Genomic DNA, 1,200 nt, shown 5'->3' with positions numbered 1-1,200 from the left:
GCAGACCTGCACCACCAGTACCGCTCAGCGCTGGCGCATCACAGACGCCGCCGTCGACGAGGTGACCTACACCGTCTACCGCGAAGCGAACCCCACCGCCGACCAGCTCGACGCCTACGCCCGCATCGACGCGGCCGTCGGAGCAGCCGTCGACCGCTACAACGCCCGCACCGACATCTCCAAGCACCTCCGCGTGTTCTACAACCCGGGCGTGCCCACGGCCGAGGCCAACATCGATGGTCGAATGAGCTTCGGCGCTGATCGCCGTTACATGGTCGAGGGAACCGCCCTGCACGAGATGGGGCACACCATGGGGATCGGGATCAGCCGCGGATACGACGCCAAGTGCATCAACGGGGCGTGGACGGGCACCAACGCCACCGCCCTGCTGCAGACCTGGGATGGCACGGGCGCCCGCCTCAACTGCAACGGCTCACACATCTGGCCCTACGGCCTGAACTACTCGAACGAGTTCTCCGAACTCGCTTTCGAGCGCAACGTGGACATCACCGAGGCGATGATCAGCGACGGCATGTGACCTGACCGCGGAGCCCCGCCGTCGTCCCCGGTCGGGGCGGCGGCGGGGCTCCGTCGTTCCCTGCGCGAGGCGATCTCTCGGGGCGGAGCGCTCGAACCCGGCCCCACCACCCCTCGCACTCGACGCCCCTGACCGCATCGGAGGGCCGAGGACACCACGAGAGGGGCGGGACCCGGCATGTGCCGGGTCCCGCCCCTCTCGTGGTTCCTCGCGGCGGGCCGGACGTCAGGCCCTCCGCGAGGCGTTCGATCTCAGCTGCAGGTGGTCAGCGCGTACGCCGCCTGCATCTTCGTCCGACGCGTCGTGCCGCCGGACTGGGCCGAGAGGTCCACCGTCACCGCACCGGCCGCGATGGACGCCTTGCGGGTCGAGAAGGCGTGCGACACGGTCCGACCGGCCGCCACCGAGACGGTCTTGGTGCCGAAGTCGGAGGTGAGGACCGCGTCCATGGTCACCGCGGCGGCGTTCTTCATCGTCATGACGATGACCACCTTGCCGGAGACGCAGCGTGCGGACGCCTGGGTGGTGACGCCCGAGAACACGGGGTCGACCGCACTCGTGAGGGTCCACTTCAGCACCGCAGCGCCGAGATCGGGCGCCTGGAGCGCCGCAGCGGCGCCGACTGTGTCGACCGAGCCGTCGATGCCGAGCGAGAGCATGTT

The 1,200-nt window shown here is 69.6% G+C and carries 1 protein-coding gene and 1 pseudogene; one reads left to right on the top strand and one right to left on the bottom strand.

Features of this window, described 5'->3' with window-relative positions; genetic code table 11:
- The coding region (locus C5C10_RS17405; protein ID WP_104329883.1) for a hypothetical protein at nt 1-538 on the top strand (538 nt) is incomplete at its 5' end.
- A gap of 251 nt (nt 539-789) precedes the next feature.
- Here C5C10_RS17405 and C5C10_RS17995 read toward each other — a convergent pair.
- Nucleotides 790-1,200: pseudogene (locus C5C10_RS17995) on the bottom strand (hypothetical protein); the annotation flags it as partial.

Source organism: Rathayibacter sp. AY1A3, assembly GCF_002930975.1.
Taxonomy (GTDB): domain Bacteria; phylum Actinomycetota; class Actinomycetes; order Actinomycetales; family Microbacteriaceae; genus Rathayibacter.
This window is presented reverse-complemented; position numbering and strand designations above follow the sequence as displayed.